Genomic DNA, 21,896 nt, shown 5'->3' with positions numbered 1-21,896 from the left:
AGTTGAGGGGGAACTTCTGTACTGACGTTTCGTAATTGATGTTCGGTCTGTGATGAGAGTCCATACAGGCGATTTGCATTACTTATGCTGCGTGCCGCCTCATCCCATTGGCCTCAAATGCAGCGAGGCCCTGTTTCACGACGGCCACGTCCTCCTGGGTTCCCATTAATTCGAACCGATAGAGATAAGGAACGTGACACTTTTCTGCGATGATATCGCCCGCGACCCCATAATCTGGACCAAAATTGGTGTTACCCGATGCGATAACACCCCGAATTAAACCGCGGTTTTGCTCGTTGTTCAGGAAATGAATCACCTGGGTGGGCACAGGCCTCGTTTCCTGCCGGCTTATCGACGCCCCACCGCCATATGTTGGGCAAATCAGCACATATGGCTCGTCGACGATCAGGTCAGGTTCGGTACGTCGAAGCGGTATCCGGTCTGCACGCATACCCAACTTATCGACGAACCGCTGCGTGTTATTCGTCGCCGAAGAAAAATAGACGAGGTACATGATTATTTTTCATCTTTTCTGGTGACTGAAACTGTTAAAACGAACTGTTAAAACGGAAAGAAAAATGAAAATGAGGCGGGGCCACGCATTGCAGGGAACCGCCTATTAACTCTGCAGAACAACCAAAAGATAAGATTTCGCGCCACGCGAGTCCTCGTCGAACGGCGACGACGTGTGCTGCGACGCCTTATGCAGCGGAGGTGACCAGGCTCTTAATGCGATCCGGACGGAACCCCGACCAGTGCTCATCCTGAGCGACAACGACAGGGGCCTGCAGGTAGCCCAGAGCCATCACGTAGTCGCGAGCATCGCTGTCCATGGTGATATCGACAGTTTCGTAGTCCACGCCCGCACGATCGAGAGCCTTCTTTGTAGCAGTGCACTGAACACAGGCGGGCTTGGTGTAGACGGTGACGGCCATAGAAAATTCTCCCTCTGTTGATGCACTACTTTTGCTGCGGCAATTGTTTATCGACGGGCACTTTTACCGCGAGAACGAGGCGACTATCCGGCGGATCCTCACCCTTTGTTCGGCCCGTGCAACGGGAATTAACTCTATCCCACCGACGGTAAAAACACAATAGATAGAATTTGAATCGGCCCACGACCACTACATGTAGTAATTACAAAGACGAAATTCCAAGGTCGTCACTATTACGAATCACTACATGTATGCCGGCTCGATTTAAGCATCAGTTTTGCTACATAGATGTGCATCATCCACGAACCGGAACGCCTCATCCCTGAAGCACGATGCCCCGCCCATGGACCAGAGCGTCCACCGGGTGATACGACAGAAGGCGGTGCGCTCTGCCCCGAGCAGATCACATCCACCACCAACAGTCCTCTCGGATAACTCCCTGGAAGAACCCAATTCCTGGGGCGCGACGCACCGACGCACGGAAAAACGAGCCGGTAGACGGAAAACTGCGGGGAAAGCTACACCTGGAGCCCGAAAAGTGCGGGGGAATATGCGCCCAAAAATAAAAGTGCGGGGGCATATGGCCAATTTTCGGCCATATTTCGCCCATATCCCCACGCAGTTTTCACAACCGACCCCTATATACCCACGCAGTTTCCCGCACGCGGACACATTTCTGTAAAACCAGAGCGTCCACCCACCACCCTGCCAACGGAACGCAAAAACCGGCAACCTTCCTAATGGAAAGCTGCCGGTTCGGCGCTTCTTCAGCGCTCAGCTCAATGTCGACCGTCGGCTTCTATACAGCTCTTGCTGGCTGTCAGCTACGGCCGCTGAGTCAATTAACCCTGGCGGGCCTTGAAACGAGGATCCTTCTTGTTGATCACAAAAACTTTGCCGTGACGGCGCACAACCTGAGCGCCCGGCTTGTTCTTCAGCGACCGAAGGGACTTACGGACCTTCATCGGGCGCTCCTTTCTTCGTCGGCTGGGCTAGTAAAAGCCAACCACCTGTGGTGATTGGCCACTACACAACACAGTCTTGCGCGGATAATCCCCGCGAAATCATCGCAGTTCACCCACATGACTATGACACGAACCGCTATGGTACCGCGACCAGGCTGAAATCCAAAACTTTATGCCCAATCCCTCACCTACCCCACACCGGTGTATGTCAATTACCGACACCGGTGTACATCAGCAGCCCAACCGTTTTACCATGGTGGAATGACAAGCGATCTTCGCGACGACATACGACGCTCCCTTGGCGTCCAGTCCACCATTGATCCACAGGAAGAAATCGAACGACGAGTTTCATTCCTGGCTGAGTACCTGATCTCCACGCAGGCTAAGGGCTTTATCCTGGGCATTTCGGGAGGCCAGGATTCGACGCTAGCTGGCCGCCTGGCCCAGCTCGCCGTCGAGCGTGTCCGCGAGCAAGAAGGAACCAAGGTACGTTTCCACGCGGTACGGCTCCCCTACGGTGAGCAAGCAGATGAGGACGACGCCCAGCGCGCACTGAACTTCATCGAGCCGGATCGAACCGTCGCCATCAATATCAAAGATGCGACCCAAGCGTTAACAAAGACGGTATCGGCGTCGCTAGGAATTCACTGTCTCACCGATTTCAACCGGGGAAATGTCAAAGCACGCATTCGCATGGTTGCCCAATATGCGGCGGCCGGGCAGCTTGGCCTCCTCGTCGTCGGCACTGACCATGCTGCAGAAGCCGTAACCGGTTTTTACACCAAGTACGGCGACGGCGGCGCGGATATTCTCCCCCTCTCAGGTCTGACAAAACGGCAGGGTGCAGCGCTGCTTCAGGAACTCGGCGCGCCCCCCAGCACGTGGAGCAAGGTTCCCACCGCGGACTTGGAAGACAACCGCCCTGCGCTCCCCGATGAAGACGCACTCGGCGTGACCTACTCACAGATCGATGATTACCTCGAAGGCGTCGACGGGCTGCCGCAGGAAGCCATCGATCGCATCGAGCATCTCTACACGGTGAGCCGCCATAAGCGCAGCATGCCGGTCGCTCCTACCGACACGTGGTGGAAGCAATAATCTGTGCTAGTACTTAGTGCTCATATACCGGTCAGGTTCGTCGCCAAGTTTGAAGTGACGGCCTGACACGGAGTCTGGGACGACCCGCACATAGTTGTATTTCAGCGTGGGAAGCCACGGCTTGAGCTCAAGTTTGTCTGCTTCGTTGATCTCTGCGGTGCTGGTCAAGCGATGTGCGCGACCGCGAATGACGACCGATGTGGCGTCGGATTCGTCGAAAGAGTCAACCTCGAAAAGGACCTTATCGTTGACGGTCAGGGAGACCAGCTTCGAGCCCTCTGACGTGCGGAAAAGGATGGACTTCGGACGGTCACCGTCGCCGGGATCAACAACGTAATTGACCGGGTAAATGTCAATGTCCTCACCGGACCTGACAACCAGACGCCCTAGCTTTACAGAAGAGAGGAAGTCGAAGACTTCCTCGTCGGACAGTTCAGTGATGATGTTCTCGTCGCTCATGTGTCTATTCTGCTCTAAAAACACGTTCATCACAGCGAAATCCCCCTTTCGGGTGCCAATGCGACACGGCGAACCCCCTAGTCATGGTGCATGTTAGGCGCCTGCTAGCGGGGCCGACGCGACCGTCTAACCGCTGAGCAGGTACCCAAAAGCATAATCACTGCAGCCCATCCCATGACGTAGAGCAACGAGCCGTTACTGCTCCACGGCGGCTCAAGAGCTATCTCTTGACCTGTGCCATAAATTCCGTTCAGAAACGGCATCCACCCCACAAGTTCACCCCCGTGAGGGACGAACACGACGGCGTTCTCGATCAAGAGCGACCAGACCGTGATAACGGTAATCGCGGCCGCCGGGATGGCGACGAGCGCACCAATCCCCACGCCGATTCCGCACGCTGCGACCGCATAGAGCGGCGTCGCCCACAAGAACCGCACGCCCTCGACGCTTGAGGCGGACACAGTCCCGTACACCTGCGGGTATAACGCCGGCAAGGCAACCATCACCATGAGGACGGAGAAAAACGACCCGATGGCCGAAGCAGCCGACACGACTAGCCAGCGAGCGATGATCGACGGGATTGGTCGTGGGTGCAGCACGGAGTCCAGCTCGCCAACGGGTCCTCGCATCGAGGAGGCCTGTGCGTAGGTCGCGACGACGGCATACATGGTGATTCCCAGGTAGATCACCCAATAGTTCGCGTTCGTCGTCGATACTTCACGAACCTGAATCAAGCCACCGTTACCGTGCAGCGACTCCGCTACACCGCCGATGAACAGCGTCACCACCAAGGGCAGAACGATGCCCAATGGCACGAGGACACGTATGAAAGGGCCTCTCCAACCGCTTAGCCGCACCCACTCCGAGGTCCATGCGGAATAGAACGCGCGCCAGGGAAACGGTCCCGACTTACGCGCGGCACTGTTCATCTGGGCGCTGTCAGAACTGCCGGGCATGGCCACTCCTCCCGACATGATGGTGACCAACAGCGACCGCGTGATTGAGCGCGCGGGGAATCGCGTCGATAAAAGCTTCTTCCAACGAAGCATGAGTCCCGACAACATCGCGTACCGAACCTTGCGACACGATAGTCCCGCCCTCGAGCAAAACAACCCGATCCGCAGTCCGCTCCACATCTGCGAAATGGTGCGACGCCACCACAACGCAATGACCGCGGTCGGCCAGATCCCGCATCAAGGACCGCAACCACAACATGCCCGCGAGGTCCAAACCATTCATCGGCTCGTCCATAATGATGTTCCGTGGCCACCCGAGCAGCGCAGTCGCAACGCCCAACCGCTGACGCATACCGAGCGAATAACTGCGCACTGGCCGATCCGCTACGGCCCCGAGCCCAACCCGCACAATCATGTCGTCGGCTTCATCCCAAGACAGCCTTTTTGCCGACGCTACCCAATGCAAATGATGGCGTCCCGACTGCTTCATTTCGCTCGCCGTTGTATCCAGGAACACTCCCAATGAGCGGCCGGGGCCGTCCCATTTCCGCGGATCGACGCCATCCACGCTGACTACTCCCGACGCGACAGGCACAATTCCTGCCATGATCTTCAGCAGCGTCGACTTGCCCACACCATTGAGACCGACGAGATACGTAATCGTGGAATTATCGAAACGCAGTGACACATCCGACAATGCGAAGTCGGGCCGCCTGCCCCGTGTAGCTTCGTTCCGGCCCTGACTCGACCCGCGATGTGCGCCTGATTCACGGTGTTTACTACTCGTCGTCCTGGACCATAGCCGACGGCTACCTGGGCCGACTTCATAACGAATGTTATCCAGCAGAATCACGACGCTGACCTTTTCTGAACACTTATCACGCCGATTACCTCAGCGTTTTCCCTAAGCGTTGCAATAAATGGGGAGACCAACGGTTTTTACACCCTGACACATTGATGAGCTAGCCAACCGCCAATTCCCGTCTTTGTAGACAAAGTTGATAGGCATTGAAATGTCGGGAATCCCTGCAGAGAAAGAGTGAAGCCGAACAGTAATGGTGTCGCCGTTTCGCTCCATGGGTCCGGTTAGCCGGCTCCCGCCACGTGGCGCGCGGAATAGACCAATCCTCGAGACAGTCTTTGGAACGACCACAGCATCGGGTGCCTCAATATTCGCTTTCTTAGCTTCATCCGAGGCATCCGTCGCAGTCAGGAAGTACACAATCCCGTTGAGCTCGTCGAGCGAAGGATTGGGATCCGTCACCGTGTAGTTAGCTGGCAAGGGTGACGACGGCGTCCACCTGCGGTTTCCGGAATCCGAGTCCGATACGCTGCTATCGTCGGCATCATTATCTCCGGCATCAGACTCATCCTGCCCATTCTGAGATGAATCGGAGTCCGACCCACTGTCATTGCCATTCTCTCCAGACCCCGAACTCGAATCCGAGTTTCCGCCCGACGACGACGCTTTCTTCCCCTCGGTGGGAGCACCCAGTGCCCCACCCGTGGAACCCTTGTCATTCTTATTCTTATCGTGCGAATTTTTCCCGGAAGCATCTTTCGACTTCTTCGCACTCGACGGGACCGGCGACTTCTTGATGACCTTATGCCCCTGCGCATCGGTGGTCTCTTCCGCGACGTAGGCGGCTGAATCGTCGTCTCCGTGGCGAGACAAACCGACGACGCCAATCGCCAAGATGACCGCCGCAACGATAGCCGCCACACCGCCGGCCATCATGACGGTCGGCCAGTTCACGCGACGGTTTGCACCGCTCTGCTGAGCACTCTCCTCCAGGCTGAAGTTATCCGTAGGGGGATTATCCGACTGGCCGCTGTAATCCGACTGGCTGTCGGAGCCCGACTGGGGTGGATCGAATTCTGACGGGCTGGACTGATCTGGGCCCAGGGGTTTGGAGGACATGAGGGGCGCCACCTATGTGCAGTTTAACCTTGAACAAAAAGGGAGATGTGTGTAGATTAGCCTAATTTTTTAAATACGCATAATAATTTCTCATTTAATATCGCGGACTTCACACCTGCCACGAACTCACACTCGACGCGATCGAGGCTTCAGACCTACCCTGGCGTCTATGTCGGATAACACGTTGGAAAACACATCATCGAACAAACCAGGATCACCCGACCGCCCCTACCGCTTCGCCGTCGTCGGGCTCGGGCAGATCGCTCAGCAAGCTTTCCTTCCGGGACTCGCGCAGTTACCGGAAGCGCAGCTAGCCGCCGTCGTCACGTCGGATCCCGGAAAGGCCGAGCGTTATGACTTCCCTGGCTATTCCTATGACCACTACCAGGAACTCCTCGACTCCGGCGATATCGACGCTGTTTACGTTGCGACGCCGGTTGATCGCCATCGCGAATTCACCATTCCTGCACTTCACGCCGGGATTCCCGTGTTGTGCGAAAAGCCCATGGCCCCGTCGGTCGACGATTGCCAGGCTATGATCGACGCGGCTAACGAGACGGGCACGACGCTCATGCTCGCCTATCGGATGCATACCGATCCGTTCATGATTGACCTGGTCGAGCTTGTCCGCTCTGGCAAACTCGGCGATGCGCGTTATTTCACATCGCAGTTCAGCCACACGATTAACCCGGAGAATCACCGCGCGAACCACGGATTCTGGGGTGGCCCGGTTCCCGATCTCGGGGTTTACGCGCTCAATATGGTGCGGAATCTGTATGAAGAAGAACCGACGACTGTATTCGCGATCGGCGGACACCACGAGGGCACCGGCCTGGACACCACCCCCACAGTCAGTGTTTCTCTTAGATTCGACAGCGGACGGACTGCCCAATTCACAGCAAGCTACTCGACGTCCTCAACCGAGGGCTTCACACTGGCAGCCTCTAAGGGGAAGGTGGTGTCCCCATCGTCGTACATGTGGGGTGAAGGCTCTGATCTTCACGCGACTGTGTCGATCGCCGACGAAGAAGGCAGCCGTACCGATACCACCGAGGAATGGCACTACGACGCCAAGGATCAATTCGCTGGTGAGACGCGATATTTCCTGACGTGCGTCCGGGAAAATAAACAGCCTGAGCCCGACGGTGAGGAGGGGCTGCTCGATATACGCGTCTGTGAGGCAGTGAAGGAGTCACTGGAAACTGGGCGGCCAGTCTCGTTGGAACCTCGGACACGTGAACGCCGAATTAGCGCTGACGAAGGACAAGAAATCCCCGCCCCGTCAAAGCCGGGCGAGGATGACATCGCTGTGAAAGCACCTGAGGAACTCTAGCTCGCTGGGGTCTAGCTCACCGGGGGTTTATTCTCCCGGCGCCCTCTCACCAGCGGTTACCCCTCGTGACCGCGCAAAAGATCCTCAAAGTCGCGGGAGTGGGAAACATTGACACCGTCCTTGCGCTCGGGGGCCGACTCCGTCAGGTCGGGGCCGAATCCTTCCACGGCTCCCGTCGTTGCCAAGAGATAACCAGCAAGCTCCGACGCTGCACGATTGGCCCGGCGCGTGAGGTCAGTCTCTTGGCCGAAGTCCTCGGTAGCTGCGAAGACACCCGTAGGCATGACCGTAGCGCGCAAGTACGTAAACAGCGGACGCATCGCGTAATCGAGCATGAGGGCATGGCGAGGAGTGCCCGCTGTCGCCGCGATCAGCACCGGCATGCCGTTAAGAGCATTGGTATCCAGAGAATCCATGAACATCTTGAATAGCCCGGTGTAGCTCGAGGTAAATACCGGGGAGGCGGCGATGACGCCGTCGGCAGCGGAGAGAGTTTTCTTCGCTTGTGTGAGCTTCTCACCGGCCATACCGGTCGTCATCACTGTGGCTAGTTCGTTAGCAAGGTTCCGCAAGTTAATGGTCTCAATTTCGACTGCGTCGCCACGCTTGGACACCTGAGACTCTAAAGCCCCAGTGATGGAATCAATGAGCATCTTGGTGCTCGAGGGCGTTCCCAGCCCTGCGTTGATGACCACAACTTTCTTCATTTTCCGTTACGCCTTTCTGGTTCGCCGATGTATTAATAGCTAGCTAAGAATGCACGGTAGCTTAACTATTTTCTTCACGTGTCTTAACCGGCTGAACCAGGTGGAACGGGGAATCCGGACCTTCAGCAACCAGCGATGCGTGCGTCGGCGGATCTGACGGGACGTGCGCCGGGCGTCGTGCCTCAAACTCGCGACGCAACACCGGGACAACTTCCTTACCCAGGATTTCGATCTGCTCCAGCACGTTCTCCAGTGGAACACCGGCGTGATCCACCAGGAATAGCTGACGCTGATAGTCCCCGACGGCATCCGCGTACCCGAGGTATTTCTCGATAACCTGCTCCGGCGTGCCCACCGTCAACGGGGTCATGGCTTCGAACTCTTCGAGCGACGGACCATGGCCATAGACAGGTGCGTTATCAAAGTAGGGGCGGAAGAACTTCTTTGCTTCCGCTTCCGTATCCGCCATAAAGACGTGACCACCAAGGCCGACGATGGCCTGATCGGCAGACCCGTGCCCGTAGTGCTCATAGCGCTGGCGGTAGAGCTTCACCATCTGCTGGGTGTGCTCGATATTCCAGAAAATGTTGTTGTGGAAGAAGCCGTCGCCATAATAGGCAGCCTGTTCTGCGATTTCCGGCGAGCGGATGGAACCATGCCACACAAATGGTGGCGTATCGTCCAACGGCCGCGGGGTGCTGGTGAAGCTTTGTAGCGAGGTACGGAACTCGCCCTTCCAGTTCACCACCTCTTCACGCCACAACCGACGCAGCAGGTGATAGTTCTCGATGGCCAGCGGAATTCCCTTGCGGATATCTTTTCCGAACCACGGGTACACCGCACCGGTGTTACCGCGGCCCATCATGAGATCGATGTTGCCGTCGGTGAGATGCTGCAGCATGGCGTAATCTTCAGCGATCTTCACCGGATCGTTCGTGGTGATCAACGTCGTCGACGTCGAGTACAGGAGTTTCGGGTATTTCGCCGCGAGGTGCGCCAGTGCCGTCGTAGGGCTCGAGGAGAAGAACGGAGGATTGTGATGCTCGCCGATAGCGAAAACATCTAAGCCAACTTCTTCCGCTTTCTTGGCCATCGCGTCCCACGCCAGGATGCGCTCATGCTCGGTGCGCGCCTTTCCGGTGGTGGGATCCGTAGTGATGTCGCTAACAGTGAATAGTCCGAACTGCATCGTTCAATCCTTCCCTCGATAATGGGTAAAACCGTTTACATGACATATCAACAAAACATCATGAAAAGTATTCCCACACCCCGCTGACTGGTAAAACTGCAGCTAGCAAGCCTAGTTGAAGACCATGCCACCATCAATCAGGAGCGCTTGCCCGGTCATGTAATCCGAATCCGGGCCGGCAAGATAGGACACACACGCGGCCACATCCTCAGGCTTCGACAAACGACCCAGCGTGATGTTCTGCGCGAACTGTTCCATGCCCCATTCGAATGGCTTGCCCGCATTATCAGCAACTTCCTGAGCAATGCCACGCATCATCGGCGTATCCACAATGCCCGGGCAGTACGCGTTCACCGTGATCCCATACTTCGCGAGATCACGAGCAGCGGTCTGCGTAATACCCCGAATAGCGAACTTCGTCGCACCATAAACAGCCAATTCCGGGTTGCCTACCTGGCCTGCCTGCGACGACGCGTTGATGATCTTCCCGCCGGTCTCTTTCATGTACTTCATCGCGGCCTGGATTCCCCACAGGGTTCCGCCGACGTTGACGTCGAAAACCTTGTGGTACAGCTCGGGGGTGATGTCTTCCAGCGGGGTCGTCGGCCCAAGACCAGCATTATTAACGACGACGTCCAGACGCCCCAGTTTCTCGACGGTCTCGTCGACAGCGGAAAAGACGGAATCGCGATCCGACGCATCGACGTGCACAGCGACGGCCTTGCCACCATCCTGGGCCGAAATGTCTTTGGCGACTTTTTCCGCCGTGTCATTGTTAAAGTCCACGACTGCGATGGCGAAACCATCGTTGGCCAAGCGCTTTGCGATAGCCTCACCAATGCCCTGACCAGCGCCGGTGATGAATGCGACCTTCTGCATTATGAATCCTTCCGTAACGCTGCTTCCCCACTCATTCGAAGCAGCATGACATCGATATCGGGGGGGTAAGTGACCAGAGCGACACACCAAGTGAGTGGACACTTACTTACACACTCAGTGTACGCGGAAAAGAGGCCCAGACCGATGAAAACTTGCGCACTTACGCCGACGTTGTACCGGCTCGTTGGTGACTCATTGGCAACACGCTACCGGCGAAATCAACGTACCCACCTGGTGATTTGTCTAATATCTTCCCGATGAGTAAATTAATCGTGGTCTAAGGGGCTATGGCGCAGCTGGTAGCGCACCACACTGGCAGTGTGGGGGTCACGGGTTCGAGTCCCGTTAGCTCCACAAAAAATTCCCTGGTCAGCGATGACCAGGGAATTTGTCGTATGTGCCCAGGCCTTTACTTTCCTAGCACGTCCTCAACGAGCTGCTGCGCCTCGCGCTGAACTTCAGCCAAGTGGTCGTCGCCCTTGAAGGACTCCGCATAAATCTTGTATTTATCCTCGGTGCCCGACGGCCGAGCAGCGAACCATGCGTTCTCGGTCACGACTTTCAGACCACCAATCGCCGCATTGTTACCAGGCGCTTCGGTCAACTTGTTCGTGATCTCCTCCCCCGCCAGGGTCGTCGCAGTGACGTCCGACGGAGAAAGCTTCTTCAGCCGATCCTTTTGCTCACGGTTGGCCTCAGCGTCGGTACGCGCATAGGCCGGAGCGCCGAACTCCTCCGCCAATTCCGCATACCGCTCGGACGGCGTCTTCCCCGTGACCGCTTTAATCTCGCTGGCCAGGAGGTTAAGAATCAGCCCGTCCTTATCCGTCGACCACACGGTTCCGTCGAAACGGAGGAAGGAAGCCCCCGCCGACTCTTCCCCACCAAAGCCGATCTCGCCTGAAATCAGCCCCGGGACAAACCACTTAAACCCAACAGGAACTTCAACAAGCTTACGGCCCAATTTCTCGACAACACGATCAATCATCGACGACGACACCACCGTCTTCCCGACGGCCGTCGAGTCCGCCCACTCCGGGCGATGCGCAAAGAGGTAATCAATGACGACGGCCAGATAGTGGTTCGGATTCATGAGGCCAGCGTCGGGAGTGACGATGCCGTGGCGGTCAGAATCGGCGTCGTTACCCGTCGCGATGTCGTACTTATCACGATTATGCACCAAGGACGCCATGGAGTTCGGACTAGAGCAATCCATGCGGATCTTACCGTCGGTATCCAAGGTCATGAAACGCCATGTCGCGTCGACCAGCGGATTAACCACGGTGAGATCCAGCCGATGCTTATCCGCAATCGCACCCCAGTAATCCACCGATGCCCCACCCATCGGGTCAGCACCAATGCGAACCCCTGCGTCGCGAATCGCATCAAGGTTCACGATCGACGGAAGGTCATCAATGTAATCCGACATGAAATCGAAGGGCTTGAGGTAGTCTCCCCAATCCGTCACACCGCTGACAGGGGTGCGCGTGACCCCCTTGAGCCCCTGCGCAATGTACTCATTGGCACGATCCGCGATCCACCCCGTCGCATCCGTCCCGGCAGGACCACCCGTCGGCGGATTGTATTTAAAGCCCCCATCCCGCGGCGGATTGTGGGACGGCGTGATCACAATGCCATCGGCCTTCGGATGCTCATGCGTCAAAATCGCGTGGGACACAGCAGGCGTCGGCGTGTACTTCCCCGCCGAATCCGCAAGCGTCGTCACTTTGTTGCCGACGAGGACCTCCAGGGCGGAAATCATCGCCGGCTCTGACAAGCCATGCGTATCGCGCCCGACGAAAAGCGGGCCGTCGATGCCTTCCTTGTTGCGGTAATCGACGATGGCCTGCGTCGTCGCGAGAATGTGATCCTCGTTAAAGGCGGTGTCCAGCGATGACCCCCTGTGCCCCGACGTGCCAAAAACGACCTGCTGATCGATGTTTTCCGGATCCGGATGTTTCGTGTAATACGCAGTGACGAGTTCGGCGAGGTCAATAAGATCCTCGGGCTGAGCTAGCTGGCCGGCGCGGGGGTGTGCCATGATGGGCCTCCTCAGAGATCAGACAACGCTGATAATTGGCGACAATACAAACTTTCAACCCCTAGTTTCCCCCTTTTCGACGAAAGCTGCACCCTCGTATCCCCACGTGGGGGCTTTCGCGATCGTGTTGTGTATTGAGCCAAAGGCGTAAATGTATCCGCCACAGCGGACGCCAACGAGAACAAGGCGGGCATAGAAAAAGGGAACCAGTCTCTTTTTTGACTGGCTCCCTTAATGGTGCGTCTGAAACGGGGGCTCGGAAATTAACCGAAAGTCCCCTACAAACTCAGCGAATACCGGTTATTCGACGCTTATTCGACCTTGCCTGTTTCAGCCTGAGGCACCCAATCCTCGAAGGCGTGCTGGTCAGAGGACTGCAACTTGAGTTCTTTACCATTGACGAAGACGCGCGGGCTAGAAACCTGCCCATCGCCTTCCTTGGTTAGCTTCTTTTCATTGTCCTCGGCCATTTTCAGGGCGTCCTTGTGATACTTCGCGTCCTTGATGTCTTTCACGACACCCTTGGATGCGCCCATATCCTTGGCAAGGTCTGCAAAGTTGTCATAGCCCCACGAGCCGTAAACTTTCTGCTGGTTTTCAAACAGGCTGGCTCGATAGTTCCAATACAGCTTTCCGTCACCCGACTTGGCCACCGCATACAGCGCTGTCAAAGCCTTGGTTGCTGGGCCCTGCTCATCAAGCTTCCCGTTCTGTCCTTTATCCAGGAAGTTCATCGTGCGGATGTTCAGGTTCAGTTTCCCCTGGTTAACAGCGTCGAGAAGAGACTGTCCCGTGCTCGACTCCAGGTCAGCACAGTGTGGGCACGTTAAGTCGTCATACAGGTCGACGGTGGGAACGTCTGATTTAGCGTCGCTGCTCTTGAAGTTTGCTGTTGAGCCGTCGAGATTGAACTCTGCGGTGACGTCAGCTTGGTCTTTGGCGGCGTCACTTGAGGACGAGCTGTTGTTCTTGTCATTAATAATGACAAAGCCAATCACCACGGCGATAATAATAACGATGACGGCGATCGCCCAGATAAAACCGTTATTCTTCTCATTTGGCGCTTTAATCTTGTTACTACTCAATGAAGTCCTCGCAGTTTACTTTTCACATGGTGACGCGAACCAGCATCGCGCCCATAGCTTTACCTAGTTTACGGATTCCTTTTATGGATGGAACCCACCGGTGCCATCTTTTGGAACTCCGCAGTAAAAACTACGGATGCAATGCGAACCTCTTAAACGGCCGCCACACGGTCCATACCGAAAGTACTATAAACCCAAGGTCGCGTCCTATCTCAGTCAGATAGGTGGAGGGTCCCGCGTTGGGATTCGCTCCACCACCGCCGAAACATCCGCAATCAATGCTGAGGCCCCGGGCCCAGGCGGAAATAATCGCGATAATAAATACGGTCAACAGACCGATGGAGATCACCGCAGCTGGGCGCAGGAAAATCCCGAGAAGCAACAGCACACCCAGCGCGATTTCGAACACCGGCAACCCTGCCGCGAGTGGTTCAATGACATCTCTCGGAAGAATTTCATAAGCATTGATTGCTTGCTGAGTTTGCAGTGAATCACGCAGTTTCGAAATTCCGCTGATAATCCAGACTGCGGCCATAGCCAGCCGAGTAATCAAGCTGATGATATCGAGAATGAGAGATTTATGACCGCCTTGTGAGCCCGCGTTTCCGCTCTGCACCACCGTATCCATGCACTTCCATCTTTCCTGTGAACGGCACAACCGTTTCCGGGCACCTCGCAATGGAGCTCCAGCATAGCCTCACGCGCATCACCACGGTAACCCGCTCCTGGCTGTTGTTTCCCGACGTTGTTCTCGTCGGCACTCTCCTTTTTTGATTGAGCCTGGTAACAACCATGTCGCTGACGTGTCGTGATGCTACAACTATGTTAATTCTTCACATTTTCCGAGGATTTAATAAGTTTTCTCACAGCCAATCTGTATCTTTTTATCCATGGATTCCTTCTCCTCCTGGCTTTCCGACGTTGACTCCGTCGTATGGGGCCCATTCGTCCTCATCCCCCTACTGCTGGGGACCGGCCTATGGCTCACCTACCGCCTACGAGCCGTGCAGTTCCGCAAAATTTTCTCGGCCTTGCGGCTCGGGCTGCTCGACCGCGAAGACGATGGCGGAGAAGGCGACATCACGCAATACCAAGCATTGACGACGGCCCTCGCGGCGACGGTCGGCGTCGGCAATATTGTTGGTGTTGCGACGGCTATTTCTGTGGGTGGTCCCGGCGCGTTGGTGTGGATGTGGATCACCGGCCTCGTGGGGATGGCCTCGAAGTATTCCGAAGCCTTCCTCGGTGTGCGGTTCCGCGAAACCGACAGCCAGGGCACGATGTCCGGTGGCCCGATGCGATACCTCACCAAAGGAATCCCCAACGGTTTCGGCGCATTTTTAGGATGGTTTTTCACCATTGCCGCGATTATCGCCAGCTTTGGTATCGGCAACTTGACCCAAGCCAACGCTATTGCGACAGGACTTGAGGACTCCTTCCAGATTGACCCGTGGGTGTCGGGAATCTTCATGTTTATCCTGGTCGGCGCGGTATTGCTCGGCGGGATCCAGGCGATCGGGAAGATCACGTCCGGCTTCGTCCCACTGATGATCCTGGTGTACATCGTCGGCGGCACCGTGGTCCTAGCTATGAAAGCTGACCAGATTCCTCACGCGCTCAGCCTCATTTTTACCGACGCATTCACGGGTACCGCTGCGGTCGGTGGATTCGCTGGATCGTCGATCATCATCGCGATTCAGATGGGTGTTGCACGAGGTATCTTCTCTAACGAATCTGGTATGGGTTCTGCAGCGATCGCCGCTGGAGCTGCGAAAACCACTCACCCGGTGCGGCAGGGCCTCGTGTCTATGACTCAGACCTTTATCGACACAATCATCGTGGTGACGTTCACCGGACTCGTCGTCATTACCACGGGGGTGTGGGACCACGGTAAAGACGCTGCTGGCACCATGACAGCCGACGCGTTCTCGACCGCGCTGCCCGGCCAATGGGGTGGGACAATCGTGTCGTTGTCCATCGTGTTCTTCGCCTTTTCCACGATCTTGGGATGGTCCTACTACGGCGAACGGTGCGCGCAGCGGGCATTCGGGCGCTGGGGATCCCTCCCCTACCGGATGGTGTTCACCGCGGTTGTATTCGTCGGTGCGCCGACAGAGCTGAGCACCGTGTGGACCTTCGCCGACCTCGCGAACGGTCTGATGGCCATTCCTAACTTGATCGGTCTCCTCGTGCTGTCCGGGCTCATCGCCCGCGAGACCAAGGCTTACCTCGACTGGGATCCACGCTTGAAAGCAAATGCGGAGCAATGTGCGGCATTCCTTAAGGAACAGGGAACCGACTGGCGGTGATCCCTTCTCTGAGGAGGACGCCCGTCACGGGACGGAGCCGCTACTAAAGCACAACGACCCCAAGATATGCCACACTCGAAGTATGTCTAGTCAACACGATGGGGATGCCGCGCAGGATAGTCTCTCTTCTGACCTCGTGATGGGCGAGGACGGGCGGGCACGTCCTCCATGGGCAGCGTCGGACCCGCTGCTGATGGAGTATTACGACACCGAATGGGGCGTACCGGTGAAGACAGAATCGGGCGTGTTCGAGCGCCTTAGCTTGGAGGCGTTTCAATCCGGATTATCGTGGTCCACCATCTTGCGAAAGCGACCGGCTTTTCGGGAAGCGTTCGCCGACTTTGATCCAGATATCGTCGCTACTTTCGACGACGATGCGGTGGCGTCGCTGATGGCAAACCCGGCAATCATTCGTAATGAGCGAAAGATTCGGGCAACAATTAGGAACGCACAGGCAACTCTTAAACTCCACGAAGAAAATTCTTACCTTTCCGACGTGGTCTGGTCTTATGCTTCCACGTCACTGCCCAGGCCTTTTCGGTTATCCGACATCCCTTCACGTACGCCGGAATCAACGGCACTAGCGAAGACGTTGAAGAAGAAGGGTTTTTCTTTCGTCGGACCGACCACCATGTTTGCACTTATGGAAGCATTGGGAATCGTCGATACCCATCTCGTCGGTGCTTATCACCCGATGGAGTCCGCCGATTAATTACCTTCCTTACAGGAATTCGCGGACACGGGAATAATAAAAATAGGAACAACAGTAATACGGAAATGGAGAATCATGACTAATAATTCATCAACACCCGGCGATGACAACAAGAAAGGAAAGGGAACTCCCGACGATCCTTTCGAGCCCGACGCTGTTTACGGTGCCGATGGCCGACGAGCCGACGGCGGTACGTCGGGTAGTAACGACGACCGTTCTTCTGCTGGTTATGACCGCGCCGGGGGATTTTCCTCAGGGTATGACTCCACGTTTGGCAATAATCCCGACTTTGGTGGGCTCGGGTCATTAATGGGCGAAAGCCCTATCGCTGGCGTCGCCTCCAAAGGATCAGGATGGCTAGCAGCGTTAGGGGGACTAGCCACCGTCGTCGGCCTCGTCGTAGCGATATGGCCTCACGCTGGAATTAGCGTCTTTGCATGGGCCGCGGGGATCTTCTCCATTTTGGCCGGAGGAGCACTTGTCTGGTTTGGCCTCACCACCAAATCCATCCCCGTCCTCCCCGGGATTGGGGCTTTCTTCGGCATCCTCTTAGTGCTCGCCGGCATCGGCGCCCTGATCTCACCGCAGAGTTTCGGCGCGGTCATCGTAATCGCCATCGGTTTCATGGCGTTAGCTCAAGGACTCACGACGTTTAGCACCGGCCGAGTGATCTCCCGGATGTCCGGGTCCTCCAGCTACCTGACGTGGAGCGGAATCCTTTCCATCGTCTTGGGCGTCATCTTTATCATCGCTCCCCTGACGAGCCTCTACAGCCTGACCATCCTGATGGGCATCATGCTCGCCGCGTTCGGGATCATGATGATCATCGCTGGCGTCCGCGGTCGCAGGTTCTTTTCATCGTCTCGCCGCTAGCGCGCGGACGTAAACATCGCTTATATCCGTGAGCATCACTTGATATCCGGGCCGTAATAGGCCCAGGCTTCATGCTCTCTGAAGTCACTTTGCCCCTGGGACACCATAACCAGGGGCTCCTTGTCGTTCACACCCGATCCGTCGCCGAACCACGTATTTTCTGGCGACGCCGCCTGCTCATCGCGGCCACGGATCGCGTCGATAACCAAAACCACCGAGTACCACAACGCAACGACAACGAGAATTGCGATACCGGTGTAGACAAAACTTCCACGGACAATCGCTGGGTCCGAGGACTCATTCTGCTGAAGGTGCTTAAAAGCCGGCACACTGTACTGGCTGACAAACGGGATGTACATCACGCTGACCAGAGCCACCGCACACAACCCCGCCACCTGGTCCAATGACCACCGCACACGCTTGTTCTGAATCAACCCGATCGGCGCCGCGAGACCGCGCGTAATAGCGTCGATAAGCAAGACTGCTAGGGGGACGAGGAAAACCCAATGGTGGAACCATGAAAATGGGGCAATAATTGGTGCGGTTATCCCCGAGAGGCACAGAGCCATCGCGACATTACCGCGTTTGATCGCGCCGAAGGCTGCAATGCAGAACACCAGGACGATCGCGATGGATAGCTCGATCCAGACCGTCATTTGGTTGTCGATATGCAGGCGATACAGCACTCCCCGGAGCGACTGGGCCCCTGGATTACTTTGGGGCCCGATCCGGTCTGTATTGAACATGTAGTGGGTCCAATACTTCGATCCGTCCGGAATGATGATGCACCCGACAACGATTGTTGCAGCAAAAACGACGACAGCGGTGATCAATGCTTTCCATTGTCGCTCGAAGATAAAAATCAGTACCGAGAACGCGGGGGTAAGTTTTATACCTGCTGCAAGGCCCGTTCCTATTCCGCGTCCGAAATTCGTTTTGCGACGAAGAAAGTCCAGGGACACGAGGCCCATCAAATAAATGTTGACCTGGCCGAAAAAGAATGTGCCATGAATTGCCGAGAGATTAAATGAAGCAAATACCGTGGCAAGGGAAATGATAATCAGTGAAAAAGACCATTTATAGCCACGTTGTCTCAAAATCCCGATGATCACCGCGAAAAGGACAATGAGCGAGCCTATCTGCCAATACACAGCAAGTGTTTTGCGATCAACCAGCGTCATCGGGGTGAAGGCGACGGCCGCGAAGGGCGGGTAGGTAAAGGGCAAGTTGAAAATATAGTCCTTGCCATACAAATTGTGCCCCTCGGAAACGTGCTGGACAGCCTTGTAATAAACGGAAAAGTCCAAGGGCCACACAAACAAATTGCCGAGATCTTTATTCCGCACACTCGACGAGGTGTAACGAATAATCGCCCATGCCGCTAAAAAGATCAATCCGAGAGATATGCCAAGCCCACCTCGGATGGGCTTTCTCTCTGGAGCCGGTTCTTGAGTCGGCTCATATTTTTGCGGACGACGAATTTGCACAGCGTCGATAATATATTGTGACCTCGTCACGTCGTAACCCAGCCCGACCTCACTCATAAACACTCTTGAAGCAGGTTCGATACAACGTTGATGACTGGGGATTATGGCTTGTACGACGAAACCCCGGTCTGTTACGACCGGGGTGTGTCTGGTGGAGCCGCCGAGGATCGAACAAGCGCTAATAAAATACCTGTTCAGACGGCTTTTCTATTCGAACAGTAAAAAATGTTGCCTTATAGTTACCAATTACCCCTATAAGCGGGCTGTGGACCACCCTCAAGGAACAGGGAAACCAGCCCTGCTCTAGACCTCAGGGTAGTCGTGTACACGCAGTGGCAGTGTAGGTGAGCAACTAAATCTCTGATTTAGGCGCTAGCTGTTTGGGAGGGTGTGCGGTTGCCGCATCCCCTTGAGAGGAACAGTTAGCGTGCCCCCCCCCTATGACGGTTGTTCCTGTAGGTCGTGTTTGATACGCGGGTTAATCATTGACGCGCATTGAACATTTAGCGGTTTGAGACCGCGAAACCCGATTAATCCAAGGGTCGGATTTAAAATCCGAAAGGGTAAATCCCTTAGTTCTGACAATTGCCCGAATTCGAGCGCTGCAGTTAAAGCCACAGCCCGGCGCGGAAACTAGTCTTGTGTCCAATAATCAGCATGAACGTTCACGTGGAATAAATGTTCCACCTGAGAGAGCTTTCTACTGATCCAAATGGAACAACCGTATGGTCATGACAACCATCCAGCGTGAGCTTTCTACTGCGAGAAATCTGGTACTTGAGCGGTCAGTGGTGAAAGGCATTGACAGTAAGACGGCCACCAGACTTTTACCGGTGTCAGTAAAAAAGGGAGCCCACGTCTGCACCCTGGACAACACACTGAGCTGGCAGGTGTGCCCCACTTAGACGGGCACGAACTGGGGTCATTAAAAGCTCCGTCGCGAACTAAAGTTCACGACGGTTTGTAAAAAGTAGGGGGCAAGCAGGTTGCGCCACAGGCACAGATTCAACAACCACACAAACACAAAAAGGGAAGACACTAAAGCCGCGCGAAAACGGGCTCAGAAACACAACACCGTCGGGCCGACGTTCGCCCCTCGTGGCAACAGTTCAGCAGCCGCTGTATAGTCCAGTGCATGCTGACTATTTCTTCGCGCTTGGACGTGATGAACCGATTGGGCCGGGCGATGGCCGATCCCACCCGATCCCGTATTCTCCTGACCCTGCTGGGCGGCCCGGCCTACCCGGCCGCTCTCGCCCGGGAGCTGGAACTGACGCGGTCAAATGTGTCGAACCACCTCACTTGCCTACGGGACTGCGGAATTGTGGTCGCCGAACCGCAGGGGCGGAAGACCCGCTACGAGATCGTCGACGCCCATCTTGTCCAGGCGTTGAACTCACTGCTCGATACCACTCTGGCTGCCGACGAGAATGCCCCGTGTATTGACTCGGCATGTGACGTGCCCGGGTGCGCCACCGGAGAGGGGAGCAGGTAAGTGGTAACTGGTCTCCTGGGGGCGGTTGGTCTGTTTACCGCAACCAATATCGACGACATCATCGTGCTCTCGCTGTTCTTCGCCCGTGGGGCCAGCCAAGCAGGGACCACACTTCGGATCCTGGCCGGGCAGTACCTTGGTTTCGCGGGCATCCTCGCAGCCACGATCCTGGTCACCCTAGGGGCGGATGCCTTCCTGCCCACCGAGGCGATCCCCTACTTCGGGCTGATCCCCCTGACCCTGGGACTGTGGGCGGCCTGGCAAGCCTGGCAGGGAGACGATGACGCGAAAGTCAGCGGAAAGAACGTAAGCGCCTTGATCGTCGCCGGGGTGACCTTTGCCAACGGTGGCGACAATATCGGCGTCTATGTCCCGGTTTTTCTCAACGTGGATACCGCCACCGTTATCATTTACTGCGTCGTCTTTCTAATCCTGGTGGCGGGCCTGGTCCTGTTGGCGAAGTTCGTGGCCACCCGTCCACCCATCGCGGAGGTTCTCGAACGCTGGGAGCATGTGCTGTTCCCGATCGTTTTAATCGGCCTGGGTATCTTCATCCTCATCAGCGGCGGCGCCTTCGGCCTTTAATAAACTCATCCCCCGTGCTCCTAGGGCCTCTCTAGGTTTCCTCACCGGCATCAACTGAACCGCCCATGAAGTTGTGAAAAGCCGCTGCCGCAGGGACTCGACCACGCTAGCGCGACAGAAATTCTAAAACTGCCCTATTGGGGTGTACCAAATGGGACAGCTCAAACGGCTAGCAGTAAACCCCTCTAGTGCGACAAATGGTGCATTAACCACCTCTAGTTCGGCAAATGGTGCAGTAGCCACTCTTCACGTACGAGAAATCTCGCACCTGAACGGCCATGACGACAGTCCAGACTAAACCCCTACTGCGACAAATGACGCAGTAGAACAACCCACCAATAGCCCCACCGAAATAGCACCAGGGGGGATATTAACCGCAAAAGTGGTGCATGGGAGGGCTGTGACCTGGGGGTTTGCCCCCCTGGGTGTGGTGGTGGCTGCATGTCGGGTGTGCGGGTGGTGGTGTGTCCTGTTGGTGTTGTGTGGTGGGGTGTTTTAGGCGTTTTCCCCGTATTCGGGCCTGTGAGGCCTGTAGGCGGGTTTAGCCCCTGTTTGTAGCTTGTCGTTGTGTTAGGCCGTGAGAGGGCGAATGGTGGGGCCGATTTTTTAGTGTTAGTGGGAAATGTTGGTCTTTGAAGTGCCCCGGGTTTTGTTCCTAGGCGTTTGCCTTGATTTCTATTATTGCTTGCGGCGGGTGCTGGTCCCAAAATTCGGTTTCCACTTCAGCTGGCGTGCGGTAGCCCAAGCTTTGGTGAAGCCTCGTCTCGTTCCACCATGACACCCACTCAAACGTCGCGATTTCCACCTCGACAACCTCATCCCACCTGCGAGTATGGATCAGCTCGTTTTTGTAGGAACCATTAACGT

The 21,896-nt window shown here is 56.0% G+C and carries 22 protein-coding genes and 1 tRNA gene; 8 read left to right on the top strand and 15 right to left on the bottom strand.

Features of this window, described 5'->3' with window-relative positions:
• Positions 1–82: 82 nt before the first annotated feature.
• The 3 genes from nrdI to ykgO form a co-directional block, all read right to left on the bottom strand.
• Complete coding sequence (gene nrdI / locus JMN36_RS00115; RefSeq protein ID WP_221923623.1) at positions 83–514, bottom strand: class Ib ribonucleoside-diphosphate reductase assembly flavoprotein NrdI; 432 nt, start codon at positions 512–514, stop codon at positions 83–85.
• Positions 515–701: 187 nt separating this feature from the next.
• Positions 702–935 carry a glutaredoxin-like protein NrdH gene (gene nrdH / locus JMN36_RS00110; protein ID WP_012732040.1) on the bottom strand — a complete coding sequence of 78 codons (234 nt, stop codon included), beginning with the start codon at positions 933–935 and terminating at the stop codon, positions 702–704.
• Positions 936–1,777: 842 nt separating this feature from the next.
• Entirely contained in the window at positions 1,778–1,900 is a 123-nt protein-coding gene (gene ykgO, locus JMN36_RS00105) for a type B 50S ribosomal protein L36 (RefSeq protein ID WP_012732041.1), read from the bottom strand.
• A gap of 261 nt (positions 1,901–2,161) precedes the next feature.
• Here ykgO and nadE point away from each other — a divergent pair, with 261 nt between their 5' ends.
• Positions 2,162–2,998 carry an ammonia-dependent NAD(+) synthetase gene (gene nadE, locus JMN36_RS00100; RefSeq protein WP_204087322.1) on the top strand — a complete coding sequence of 279 codons (837 nt, stop codon included), beginning with the start codon at positions 2,162–2,164 and terminating at the stop codon, positions 2,996–2,998.
• Between the two features lie 6 nt (positions 2,999–3,004).
• Here the strand turns inward: nadE and JMN36_RS00095 are convergent, their stop codons facing one another.
• The 4 genes from JMN36_RS00095 to JMN36_RS00080 form a co-directional block, all read right to left on the bottom strand.
• Positions 3,005–3,457, bottom strand: coding sequence for a pyridoxamine 5'-phosphate oxidase family protein (locus JMN36_RS00095; RefSeq protein WP_046202606.1), 453 nt, complete (start codon positions 3,455–3,457; stop codon positions 3,005–3,007).
• A gap of 104 nt (positions 3,458–3,561) precedes the next feature.
• Positions 3,562–4,413: a hypothetical protein gene (locus JMN36_RS00090; RefSeq protein WP_204087323.1), complete on the bottom strand. Its 852-nt coding sequence runs from the start codon at positions 4,411–4,413 to the stop codon at positions 3,562–3,564.
• Positions 4,397–5,266 carry an ABC transporter ATP-binding protein gene (locus JMN36_RS00085; protein ID WP_204087324.1) on the bottom strand — a complete coding sequence of 290 codons (870 nt, stop codon included), beginning with the start codon at positions 5,264–5,266 and terminating at the stop codon, positions 4,397–4,399. The genes JMN36_RS00090 and JMN36_RS00085 overlap by 17 nt, the downstream gene beginning before the upstream one ends.
• A gap of 51 nt (positions 5,267–5,317) precedes the next feature.
• The gene (locus JMN36_RS00080; protein ID WP_204087325.1) at positions 5,318–6,334 is read right to left on the bottom strand and encodes an MTB12 C-terminal domain-containing protein; all 1,017 of its coding nucleotides are present in this window, start codon (positions 6,332–6,334) and stop codon (positions 5,318–5,320) included.
• Positions 6,335–6,503: 169 nt separating this feature from the next.
• On the opposite strand from JMN36_RS00080, the gene JMN36_RS00075 reads away from it, so the two are divergent.
• A complete protein-coding gene (locus tag JMN36_RS00075; RefSeq protein WP_204087326.1) occupies positions 6,504–7,667 on the top strand; it encodes a Gfo/Idh/MocA family protein in 1,164 nt (387 codons plus the stop codon).
• A gap of 56 nt (positions 7,668–7,723) precedes the next feature.
• On the opposite strand, the gene JMN36_RS00070 is transcribed toward JMN36_RS00075, so the two are convergent.
• The 3 genes from JMN36_RS00070 to JMN36_RS00060 form a co-directional block, all read right to left on the bottom strand.
• A complete protein-coding gene (locus JMN36_RS00070) occupies positions 7,724–8,374 on the bottom strand; it encodes an FMN reductase (RefSeq protein ID WP_204087327.1) in 651 nt (216 codons plus the stop codon).
• A 61-nt stretch (positions 8,375–8,435) separates the two neighbouring features.
• Positions 8,436–9,563, bottom strand: coding sequence for an LLM class flavin-dependent oxidoreductase (locus JMN36_RS00065; protein ID WP_204087328.1), 1,128 nt, complete (start codon positions 9,561–9,563; stop codon positions 8,436–8,438).
• A gap of 111 nt (positions 9,564–9,674) precedes the next feature.
• The gene (locus JMN36_RS00060; protein ID WP_221923622.1) at positions 9,675–10,442 is read right to left on the bottom strand and encodes a (S)-acetoin forming diacetyl reductase; all 768 of its coding nucleotides are present in this window, start codon (positions 10,440–10,442) and stop codon (positions 9,675–9,677) included.
• Positions 10,443–10,723: 281 nt separating this feature from the next.
• Here JMN36_RS00060 and JMN36_RS00055 point away from each other — a divergent pair.
• Positions 10,724–10,796, top strand: a tRNA-Ala gene (locus JMN36_RS00055).
• Between the two features lie 55 nt (positions 10,797–10,851).
• Here the strand turns inward: JMN36_RS00055 and pgm are convergent.
• The 3 genes from pgm to JMN36_RS00040 form a co-directional block, all read right to left on the bottom strand.
• On the bottom strand, positions 10,852–12,483 hold the full coding sequence (gene pgm, locus JMN36_RS00050) for a phosphoglucomutase (alpha-D-glucose-1,6-bisphosphate-dependent) (protein WP_204087329.1): 1,632 nt from the start codon (positions 12,481–12,483) through the stop codon (positions 10,852–10,854).
• A gap of 311 nt (positions 12,484–12,794) precedes the next feature.
• Entirely contained in the window at positions 12,795–13,568 is a 774-nt protein-coding gene (locus JMN36_RS00045; protein WP_221923621.1) for a DsbA family protein, read from the bottom strand.
• Positions 13,569–13,698: 130 nt separating this feature from the next.
• Positions 13,699–14,196 carry a MauE/DoxX family redox-associated membrane protein gene (locus JMN36_RS00040; protein WP_221923620.1) on the bottom strand — a complete coding sequence of 166 codons (498 nt, stop codon included), beginning with the start codon at positions 14,194–14,196 and terminating at the stop codon, positions 13,699–13,701.
• 262 nt (positions 14,197–14,458) lie between these two features.
• Between JMN36_RS00040 and JMN36_RS00035 the strand changes: the two genes are divergently transcribed.
• The 3 genes from JMN36_RS00035 (at position 14,459) to JMN36_RS00025 (ending at position 17,462) form a co-directional block, all read left to right on the top strand.
• Positions 14,459–15,877, top strand: coding sequence for an alanine/glycine:cation symporter family protein (locus tag JMN36_RS00035; protein ID WP_204087336.1), 1,419 nt, complete (start codon positions 14,459–14,461; stop codon positions 15,875–15,877).
• A gap of 82 nt (positions 15,878–15,959) precedes the next feature.
• Complete coding sequence (locus JMN36_RS00030; protein ID WP_204087335.1) at positions 15,960–16,589, top strand: DNA-3-methyladenine glycosylase I; 630 nt, start codon at positions 15,960–15,962, stop codon at positions 16,587–16,589.
• A gap of 75 nt (positions 16,590–16,664) precedes the next feature.
• Entirely contained in the window at positions 16,665–17,462 is a 798-nt protein-coding gene (locus tag JMN36_RS00025; RefSeq protein ID WP_204087334.1) for an HdeD family acid-resistance protein, read from the top strand.
• Between the two features lie 35 nt (positions 17,463–17,497).
• On the opposite strand, the gene JMN36_RS00020 is transcribed toward JMN36_RS00025, so the two are convergent.
• On the bottom strand, positions 17,498–19,006 hold the full coding sequence (locus JMN36_RS00020; RefSeq protein ID WP_204087333.1) for a glycosyltransferase 87 family protein: 1,509 nt from the start codon (positions 19,004–19,006) through the stop codon (positions 17,498–17,500).
• Between the two features lie 1,078 nt (positions 19,007–20,084).
• On the opposite strand from JMN36_RS00020, the gene cmtR reads away from it, so the two are divergent.
• Together cmtR and JMN36_RS00010 are read left to right on the top strand one after the other, a co-directional pair.
• The gene (gene cmtR / locus JMN36_RS00015; RefSeq protein WP_012732058.1) at positions 20,085–20,444 is read left to right on the top strand and encodes a Cd(II)/Pb(II)-sensing metalloregulatory transcriptional regulator CmtR; all 360 of its coding nucleotides are present in this window, start codon (positions 20,085–20,087) and stop codon (positions 20,442–20,444) included.
• Positions 20,445–21,029: a cadmium resistance transporter gene (locus JMN36_RS00010; protein WP_204087332.1), complete on the top strand. Its 585-nt coding sequence runs from the start codon at positions 20,445–20,447 to the stop codon at positions 21,027–21,029.
• A 655-nt stretch (positions 21,030–21,684) separates the two neighbouring features.
• On the opposite strand, the gene JMN36_RS00005 is transcribed toward JMN36_RS00010, so the two are convergent.
• On the bottom strand, positions 21,685–21,896 hold a 212-nt coding region (locus JMN36_RS00005), incomplete at its 5' end, for an integrase core domain-containing protein (protein ID WP_221923619.1).

Source organism: Corynebacterium pseudokroppenstedtii (genome assembly GCF_019754945.1).
Lineage (GTDB): Bacteria > Actinomycetota > Actinomycetes > Mycobacteriales > Mycobacteriaceae > Corynebacterium > Corynebacterium pseudokroppenstedtii.
Note: the sequence above shows the minus strand (reverse complement) of the source record. Positions and strands in the feature narration are given on the sequence as shown.

What these genes read in the sequence shown, in the direction of transcription:
- ykgO (WP_012732041.1), bottom strand. Translation starts at nt 1,900, where the DNA reads ATGAAGGTCCGTAAGTCCCTTCGGTCGCTGAAGAACAAGCCGGGCGCT.
- cmtR (WP_012732058.1), top strand. Translation starts at nt 20,085, where the DNA reads ATGCTGACTATTTCTTCGCGCTTGGACGTGATGAACCGATTGGGCCGG.
- JMN36_RS00025 (WP_204087334.1), top strand. Translation starts at nt 16,665, where the DNA reads ATGACTAATAATTCATCAACACCCGGCGATGACAACAAGAAAGGAAAG.
- pgm (WP_204087329.1), bottom strand. Translation starts at nt 12,483, where the DNA reads ATGGCACACCCCCGCGCCGGCCAGCTAGCTCAGCCCGAGGATCTTATT.
- JMN36_RS00090 (WP_204087323.1), bottom strand. Translation starts at nt 4,413, where the DNA reads ATGCCCGGCAGTTCTGACAGCGCCCAGATGAACAGTGCCGCGCGTAAG.
- JMN36_RS00065 (WP_204087328.1), bottom strand. Translation starts at nt 9,563, where the DNA reads ATGCAGTTCGGACTATTCACTGTTAGCGACATCACTACGGATCCCACC.
- JMN36_RS00080 (WP_204087325.1), bottom strand. Translation starts at nt 6,334, where the DNA reads ATGTCCTCCAAACCCCTGGGCCCAGATCAGTCCAGCCCGTCAGAATTC.
- JMN36_RS00070 (WP_204087327.1), bottom strand. Translation starts at nt 8,374, where the DNA reads ATGAAGAAAGTTGTGGTCATCAACGCAGGGCTGGGAACGCCCTCGAGC.
- JMN36_RS00035 (WP_204087336.1), top strand. Translation starts at nt 14,459, where the DNA reads ATGGATTCCTTCTCCTCCTGGCTTTCCGACGTTGACTCCGTCGTATGG.
- JMN36_RS00060 (WP_221923622.1), bottom strand. Translation starts at nt 10,442, where the DNA reads ATGCAGAAGGTCGCATTCATCACCGGCGCTGGTCAGGGCATTGGTGAG.
- nrdI (WP_221923623.1), bottom strand. Translation starts at nt 514, where the DNA reads ATGTACCTCGTCTATTTTTCTTCGGCGACGAATAACACGCAGCGGTTC.
- nrdH (WP_012732040.1), bottom strand. Translation starts at nt 935, where the DNA reads ATGGCCGTCACCGTCTACACCAAGCCCGCCTGTGTTCAGTGCACTGCT.
- JMN36_RS00040 (WP_221923620.1), bottom strand. Translation starts at nt 14,196, where the DNA reads ATGGATACGGTGGTGCAGAGCGGAAACGCGGGCTCACAAGGCGGTCAT.
- JMN36_RS00075 (WP_204087326.1), top strand. Translation starts at nt 6,504, where the DNA reads ATGTCGGATAACACGTTGGAAAACACATCATCGAACAAACCAGGATCA.
- JMN36_RS00030 (WP_204087335.1), top strand. Translation starts at nt 15,960, where the DNA reads ATGTCTAGTCAACACGATGGGGATGCCGCGCAGGATAGTCTCTCTTCT.
- JMN36_RS00020 (WP_204087333.1), bottom strand. Translation starts at nt 19,006, where the DNA reads ATGAGTGAGGTCGGGCTGGGTTACGACGTGACGAGGTCACAATATATT.
- JMN36_RS00095 (WP_046202606.1), bottom strand. Translation starts at nt 3,457, where the DNA reads ATGAGCGACGAGAACATCATCACTGAACTGTCCGACGAGGAAGTCTTC.
- nadE (WP_204087322.1), top strand. Translation starts at nt 2,162, where the DNA reads ATGACAAGCGATCTTCGCGACGACATACGACGCTCCCTTGGCGTCCAG.